At 65.0% G+C, this 6065-nt stretch carries 8 protein-coding genes and 3 tRNA genes; 3 read left to right on the top strand and 8 right to left on the bottom strand.

Features of this window, described 5'->3' with window-relative positions; translation table 11 throughout:
• Positions 1–238: 238 nt before the first annotated feature.
• Together AC1ROT_RS20040 and AC1ROT_RS20035 are read right to left on the bottom strand one after the other, a co-directional pair.
• Positions 239–312, bottom strand: a tRNA-Gly gene (locus AC1ROT_RS20040).
• 71 nt (positions 313–383) lie between these two features.
• Positions 384–469: transfer RNA gene (locus AC1ROT_RS20035), tRNA-Tyr, on the bottom strand.
• A gap of 146 nt (positions 470–615) precedes the next feature.
• On the opposite strand from AC1ROT_RS20035, the gene rlmB reads away from it, so the two are divergent.
• Complete coding sequence (gene rlmB, locus AC1ROT_RS20030; protein ID WP_493001120.1) at positions 616–1776, top strand: 23S rRNA (guanosine(2251)-2'-O)-methyltransferase RlmB; 1161 nt, start codon at positions 616–618, stop codon at positions 1774–1776.
• Between the two features lie 73 nt (positions 1777–1849).
• On the opposite strand, the gene bfr is transcribed toward rlmB, so the two are convergent.
• From bfr to AC1ROT_RS20015, 3 genes are all read right to left on the bottom strand, one after another.
• Positions 1850–2332, bottom strand: coding sequence for a bacterioferritin (gene bfr, locus AC1ROT_RS20025; RefSeq protein WP_492970774.1), 483 nt, complete (start codon positions 2330–2332; stop codon positions 1850–1852).
• 262 nt (positions 2333–2594) lie between these two features.
• Entirely contained in the window at positions 2595–2825 is a 231-nt protein-coding gene (locus AC1ROT_RS20020; RefSeq protein ID WP_492970775.1) for a (2Fe-2S)-binding protein, read from the bottom strand.
• A 14-nt stretch (positions 2826–2839) separates the two neighbouring features.
• The gene (locus AC1ROT_RS20015; protein WP_493001119.1) at positions 2840–3418 is read right to left on the bottom strand and encodes a hypothetical protein; all 579 of its coding nucleotides are present in this window, start codon (positions 3416–3418) and stop codon (positions 2840–2842) included.
• A gap of 165 nt (positions 3419–3583) precedes the next feature.
• On the opposite strand from AC1ROT_RS20015, the gene AC1ROT_RS20010 reads away from it, so the two are divergent.
• A tRNA-Thr gene (locus AC1ROT_RS20010) sits at positions 3584–3658 on the top strand.
• 7 nt (positions 3659–3665) lie between these two features.
• Here AC1ROT_RS20010 and AC1ROT_RS20005 read toward each other — a convergent pair.
• A complete protein-coding gene (locus AC1ROT_RS20005; protein ID WP_493001118.1) occupies positions 3666–4019 on the bottom strand; it encodes a nuclear transport factor 2 family protein in 354 nt (117 codons plus the stop codon).
• A gap of 135 nt (positions 4020–4154) precedes the next feature.
• On the opposite strand from AC1ROT_RS20005, the gene AC1ROT_RS20000 reads away from it, so the two are divergent.
• Entirely contained in the window at positions 4155–4475 is a 321-nt protein-coding gene (locus tag AC1ROT_RS20000; RefSeq protein WP_493001116.1) for a hypothetical protein, read from the top strand.
• Between the two features lie 4 nt (positions 4476–4479).
• Here AC1ROT_RS20000 and AC1ROT_RS19995 read toward each other — a convergent pair whose 3' ends face one another.
• Both AC1ROT_RS19995 and AC1ROT_RS19990 read right to left on the bottom strand, forming a co-directional pair.
• Positions 4480–5277, bottom strand: coding sequence for a DnaJ domain-containing protein (locus AC1ROT_RS19995; RefSeq protein ID WP_493001114.1), 798 nt, complete (start codon positions 5275–5277; stop codon positions 4480–4482).
• A gap of 2 nt (positions 5278–5279) precedes the next feature.
• Positions 5280–5987, bottom strand: coding sequence for a VWA domain-containing protein (locus tag AC1ROT_RS19990; RefSeq protein WP_492970780.1), 708 nt, complete (start codon positions 5985–5987; stop codon positions 5280–5282).
• Positions 5988–6065 lie beyond the last annotated feature (78 nt).

The following is a 6065-nucleotide window of genomic DNA, read 5'->3' as shown; positions in this document are numbered from 1 at the left end:
GTCTTGCCATGGTCAACGTGACCAATCGTACCAATGTTGCAGTGCGGCTTGTTACGCTCAAACTTTGCCTTGGCCATCGCTCTATTCCTGTTATCCGACCAGTGTCCGACGGGCCCTTGCGGACCCGCCTGTTGCGTTCACGGTGCGACACCCGGATTCGCGCCGCGCCCTGATGGCGCCGTTCGCTAACCCAAATGCCGCGAGCGGACCATGCCAAGGCATGTCCGCCCTACTAAGCTGGAGCGGGTGAAGGGAATCGAACCCTCGCAACCAGCTTGGAAGGCTGGGGCTCTACCACTGAGCTACACCCGCCGCTTCGCGTCACTTTCCAAAAACTTCCACCAACCTATTGATGCCAATGCATCTTTCAGATGGCGTGGAGATGGTGGAGGGGGCTGGATTCGAACCAGCGTAGGCGTACGCCAACGGATTTACAGTCCGTCCCCTTTAGCCACTCGGGCACCCCTCCGACCGGGCCCCTCGATTACCGAAGGGATATCTGCCCGTCAATGGAAAAACGCGACAAAAGCCCCGTCATCGCCCCCTCCCCTCGAACAAAAATGAGGTTCGGCGGCAATGTTGTTGCTTCTGACGGCCGGCACTATAAAGGCCCCCATGTCCAGACGCAAGCCAGATACCCGAGCCCCGAAACGCGCCCCCTCCAAGGGCGCTTCCGGCCCCCGAAACCGTGCCCCCGAAGGCCGCGAACGCAGCGAAAGCCGCCCGGACAGCCGTCCCGGCAAGGCCGCCGCCGGCGCGAATCGCCCCTTCAAGGGCAAACCCGGCCCCGGTGGCAAAGCTGGCGGTAAAGCCGGCGGCAAAACCGTCACCGGCCGTTCGAAGCCGGGCGAGTACCGCCCCTGGGAAGAGAATCAGGGCCGCCGCCCCGAAGCACCGCGCCCCGAGCGCCGCCCGGACCGCCCGGAGTCGCGCGGCCCCCGCCCCGCGCCCGAACAGAATCGCGAGACTGGCCGCCGTGGACCCGACCGTCATGTCGGCGACACCGGCGAACGCCGCCCCGACCAGCGCAGCTTCGATCGCCGCCATACCCGCGGCGACCTGCCGGTCTGGCTCTACGGCCATCATGCGGTCATCGCAGCGCTGGAGAATGACGCGCGCTATGTGCGCCGCCTGGTGCTGACGCGCGAGACCCAGGACAGCCTGCAACAGGCCCTGCCCGCCGGCAATCAGCCGGAGATCATCGACCGCGTGCGCCTCGACAGCCTGCTGCCGCCCGGCGCGGTCCACCAGGGCATTGCCGTGCTGGTCGATCCGCTGGAAGACGGTGGCGTTGAATCGCTGAAAGACCCGCTGGACGAAGACGCGCGCGAGATCGTGCTGCTGCTCGATCACGTCACCGATCCGCGCAATGTCGGCGCCATCCTGCGTTCGGCAGCGGCCTTCGGCGCCCGTGCCGTGATCGTCACCGACCGCCATGCACCGGAAGCGACCGGCGCCCTGGCCAAGGCGGCCTCCGGCGGTCTGGAAGTCGTGCCGCTGATCCGCGTCACCAATATGTCGCGCGCGCTCGACCTGCTGGCGGATTACGGCTTCTGGCGCGTCGGCCTGGAAATGGAAACCGACAAGACGCTGGCGGAAGCCGTGACCGACATCCGCCGCGTGGCGCTGGTGCTGGGTGCGGAAGACGAAGGCCTGCGTCGCCTGACCCGCGAGAAATGCGATTTCCTGGCGAAGCTGCCGATGACCGGCGCGGTGGAAAGCCTGAATGTGTCGGCTGCCGCAGCGGTCGCGCTTTACGAATGCGTGCGCGGCTGAAGCCACAGGTCAGCGCACCAACAAAAAAAGGCCGGAGTTTTCTCCGGCCTTTTTCTTTTCAGCGCAATCGTGATTACGACGGCGAACCGTCGCCCATCTGCGACTGCAGGTAATTCTGCACGCCAACCTTCTCGATCAGATCGAGCTGGGTCTCCAGATGATCGATATGCTCTTCGGTATCGCTGAGGATGCCCTTGAGAATGTCGCGGCTGATGTAATCCTGCACGGATTCGCAATGGGCCATGGCGGCGACCAGGTCGATGCGGCCCTTGCGCTCGAGATCGAGATTGGCGCTCAGACCTTCGGGCACCGTCTCGCCGATCTTCAGCTTGCCGAGATCCTGCAGGTTGGGTACGCCCTCCAGCAGCAGCACACGCTCGATGATCTTGTCGGCGTGCTTCATCTCCTCGATCGACTCTTTGTATTCATGATGGCCGAGCCGCTCGAAGCCCCAGCTCTTCCACATGCGTGCATGCAGGAAATACTGGTTGATGGCGGTCAGCTCGTTCTTCAGAACGGTGTTGAGGTGCTGCAGGACTTTCTTGTCGCCCTTCATGGCGGGACTCCTTGTGCCGGGAATAGCGACTCACTAGCGCCGCTGGTTGGCACGAGGCTTACGCCCGCCGTTTCAAAGCCTCAAGGAAAATGCGTGAAATTACGAGTTAGTCGCAAAGATTTCCGCGACTTAACTCATTTTCTGTGCGACTTAGTCGCGATAACCGCGCGACTGCGCATCATGCGCAATACAGCCAGAGTCGAGAACACGACGCCAAGACTCGCCAGCGCGAAGAGCACCAGTTCCAGCGTGCTGCCCTGGCTCAATCGGCACCTTCCAGGCTGGCAACGGCGGCGCCCGGCATCATGCAGGCGGCGCCATGCTGATGCGTGCCCTTATGCGCGTTGATCATGCCACGCACATCCGGCACGCATTTGCCGCATTGCGGACGGTCGGCCAGATGGCGGTAGACCGACGCGACCGATTTGCAGCCGCCGGCAATCGCGTTGCGCACATCGCCGTCGGTGAAGCCATGGCAGAGACAGATATACATGACAGCCTCCGCCTTCAGTGCAGACGCTGCGCCGACGCCGGCACCGGCTGCAGCATCGCATCATGCTGCACGGGGCTGCGCGGGCGGGTACGGTAAGGCAGGTCGTGGCCACTGCCAGCGAGGCAATCGGCCAGCGCCTGCAAAGGCGCGAGGAAGGCGGCAACGCCCTCGCCGCGCACCAGCCAGGGAGCCATCGCCTGGGCAGCGCGACCGGCATCGTTCTGCAGGGCGGCAACAATGGACAGCACGCAGACCTCATCGGCCGCAAGGCAGGGACAGCAGGCCTGATGATGCACAATGGTGCGACGGGCATGGCGGGTCAGCACCGCCATCGCCGCGTCGAGCGAGACCAGCGCCGGACGCGACTCAACACGGCGGAACTGACGGTCGAATTCGCGGGCCAGCATGGGCAGATGTTCGGGGCCGGCGATCCAGCGGCGGAAGGCCCAGAGCACCAGGCGCTCGCCCTCGGTCAGCTCCTGGACGCTGGTCGGCCATGGCTGGACGGCCTGCCCCTGCCCGGCGGCGCTTTGCCCCTGGCCATCACTCGTGTCCTGACTGCTTCGGATACCGGTCCTGAGGAACTCGCCCATCGCCACACGCAATCCTGCTGTGCAAATCATTCTCAGATACGGTTTTAGCGATCTTGCGAGTGATTATCAAGTACCCTTTTTGACATTCTTGCAGCCCGACTATGCTTGCCGGGTGCGGATAGCTCACGTAAACAGGCGCCCGGACGGCCCACTGCAGGCCCAGATGCCGGATTAGCTCAGCGGTAGAGCAGCGGTTTTGTAAACCGAAGGTCGGGGGTTCAATCCCCTCATCCGGCACCATTTTCCGTCAATCCAGCACCGGCTGGCCCATCACGAACCAGGCGCGGGCAATGGTCTCCCCGGCCAGTTCATAGATCGCGATCACATCCACCCGGCCCGGCCCTTCGGGAAATGTGCGGGTCACGACCTCGCGATCGACGACCGTGCTGCCGACCGCCATCCGCGCGATCAGCTTGCCGAACAGGTTCGGTTCCCGGAAGCGCGCCTCATGGCGCGCCCGGATTGCGGCGGCACCGCTGGCCAGCAGCGTATCGGGATGGGCGAAAATCTGCGCGTCTGCGGCCCAGCAGGCCATGAAGGCGTCGATGTCCTTCGCGTTATAGGCATCGAGCTGCCGCCCGACGATCTCTTCAGGAGTCATGATCCGCTCTGCATTCGTGTTGCACAGACACTAGCAAGGCCGCGGCAAAACGGAATCGTGGAATTGTGCCGATGCAATCCGGCTGGATCTCCCAAAAAAGCCACAATGCATGGCATAAGCTGCGGCATGTCATCCATGCTGATTCGCCTGCTGCCTCTCGTCGCCTTGACGCTGGCTATCCTGCCGGCCCGTGCCTCGACGCCCGAGGCCTGGCAGGCGCTGTTCGTCACGGCCGGACAGCGCTGCACGGCCGCCAGCGGCCTGCTGGAAGCCAAGGCCAGCGCCCAGCCCGCCGATTTCAACGATGAAGTGCTGATGCTGGTGACCGGCATGTGGCCGCAGCCGCATATGAAGCAGGTTTCGGCGCAGCTGCTATGCCGCTACAGCAAGGCCAATGGCCAGGTGCAGCTGATCGAACTGCCCGCCGACTGGCGCCTGCAGCTGCTGCGCAACTGACGCGTCAAGCGTCGAGCAGCAGGTCCTTGGCGCGGTTGATCTGCGCCGCCAGATAGGTCGAGCCGCCCTGGTCGGGATGGAATTTCTTCATCAGGCGGCGATGGGCGGCGCGGATATCGGCTTCCGGCGCACCCGGCTTCAGTCCCAGCACATCCCAGGCCTGCTCACGCGTCATGGTGCTGCCATTTGCGGCCCCGGACATCGGATCTGCCGCCTCGCCCGGATCGCCGCTGGCGGCGCGCTCGCGCCAGTCCTCGCCCACCGTGCGGTCGAGATAGGATTCCAGCAAAGCCGCGCCCTGGTTATCCGCAGCGCGGCAGTCGCGCAGCAGCAGGATCAGCTCCTCGAACCGCAGGCTGGACAGCCGCCTGCCGGCATAGCGGCCCTGCAGCACATCGCCATCCATGCGGCCGGTGCCGTGATCCAGGTGCATCCGCAGCCAGGCGGTCTCGACGCTGGATTGCGGGCCGCCACTGCTGCCGGCCATGCCGTCCGGCGGCGCTTCATGGCCGGTGCGCGCGCGCTGCCATCCGGATCCGAGGCCGCGGCCGTGGAACAGGCCGCTGAACGGGATCAGGCCGCGTGGCAGATAGCCCAGCGAGGCTGCTGCGCCGGCCCCCAACATCATCGCCACATCGATGCGGCCGCGGATGAGGAAAAAGATGGCCAGGCCGCCGCAGATCACCGCGCCGCCGATCTTCAATCCGCGCGCCAGCAGTTTCGGATCGGCATTGACGAAGGCCCGTGCGCCCAGCATCAGCAGGACGAGGATCACCACACCGATGGCAAACCATGCGGCCATGGTCAGCGCATCTGCCCGATCAGGGCCCGCACATCCCCGCCGGCGCCACGGCCGTAATCTTCCAGGGCCCGCATACCGCCGGTGGCATAGACGGCAACGGCAGTAAGCAGCGCCCGCAAGGTCTCGGCGCTGGACTTGTCGAAGGCGCAATAGGCGCCGCGGGTCAGCTTCGCCATATCCTGGAAACAGGCGCGCGCCAGCGGCTCGTCGCCTTCCTGGAAGGCGAAGATCGGCACGCCCAGCAGGCCCAGCTCGCCGGCGCGCTGTGCGACATCGTCATGGGCCTCTTCCAGGCAGTCGCCGACATAAACCAGGGCATTGACCCGGCGTTCGCGGGTTTCGCCGATGGTGTGCTTGAGCACCCGCTCGATCTGGGTATGGCCGCCAACGCATTCGACCTGCCGCATCAGCCGCAGCATTGCATTGGCCTCGCCGACCCAGGGCGACGCCTTGCATTCGCCATGGCCACGGAAGAACACCAGCTGGATATCCAGGCCGCCGAGGGCAGCCGTGGTGCGGAACATATCGGCCTGGATGCTCTGGGCTTCGTCCCAGGTCGCCCGCCGGCTGGCGGTGGCATCCATGGCAAAGACCAGCCGGCCGCGGCCATCGGCCTGGGGGGCCGGTTTGGGGCTCAGGGCGACCTGGCGCAGGAAGGCTTCGACCTGCTGGGTCGAGGATTTCACCGGGGTCCGGTTTTCCGTGCTCATACAGCAAGGATATAGGTGCTGCCGCCACAAAGCAAAATGGGCGGAAAAGCAAAACGCCGCCGGCAGAGCCGGCGGCGT

This window comes from Ferrovibrio sp. GW821-FHT12E11 (assembly GCF_058806975.1).
The sequence above is the reverse complement of the archived record's forward strand: the minus strand, read 5'-3'. Positions and strand labels throughout refer to the sequence as shown.

Excerpts from the sequence above, each read along its gene's own strand:
- bfr (WP_492970774.1), bottom strand. The coding sequence starts at position 2,332 with ATGAAGGGCGACAAGAAAGTCCTGCAGCACCTCAACACCGTTCTGAAG.
- rlmB (WP_493001120.1), top strand. The coding sequence starts at position 616 with ATGTCCAGACGCAAGCCAGATACCCGAGCCCCGAAACGCGCCCCCTCC.
- AC1ROT_RS19990 (WP_492970780.1), bottom strand. The coding sequence starts at position 5,987 with ATGAGCACGGAAAACCGGACCCCGGTGAAATCCTCGACCCAGCAGGTC.
- AC1ROT_RS20020 (WP_492970775.1), bottom strand. The coding sequence starts at position 2,825 with ATGTATATCTGTCTCTGCCATGGCTTCACCGACGGCGATGTGCGCAAC.
- AC1ROT_RS20015 (WP_493001119.1), bottom strand. The coding sequence starts at position 3,418 with ATGGGCGAGTTCCTCAGGACCGGTATCCGAAGCAGTCAGGACACGAGT.
- AC1ROT_RS20000 (WP_493001116.1), top strand. The coding sequence starts at position 4,155 with ATGCTGATTCGCCTGCTGCCTCTCGTCGCCTTGACGCTGGCTATCCTG.
- AC1ROT_RS20005 (WP_493001118.1), bottom strand. The coding sequence starts at position 4,019 with ATGACTCCTGAAGAGATCGTCGGGCGGCAGCTCGATGCCTATAACGCG.
- AC1ROT_RS19995 (WP_493001114.1), bottom strand. The coding sequence starts at position 5,277 with ATGGCCGCATGGTTTGCCATCGGTGTGGTGATCCTCGTCCTGCTGATG.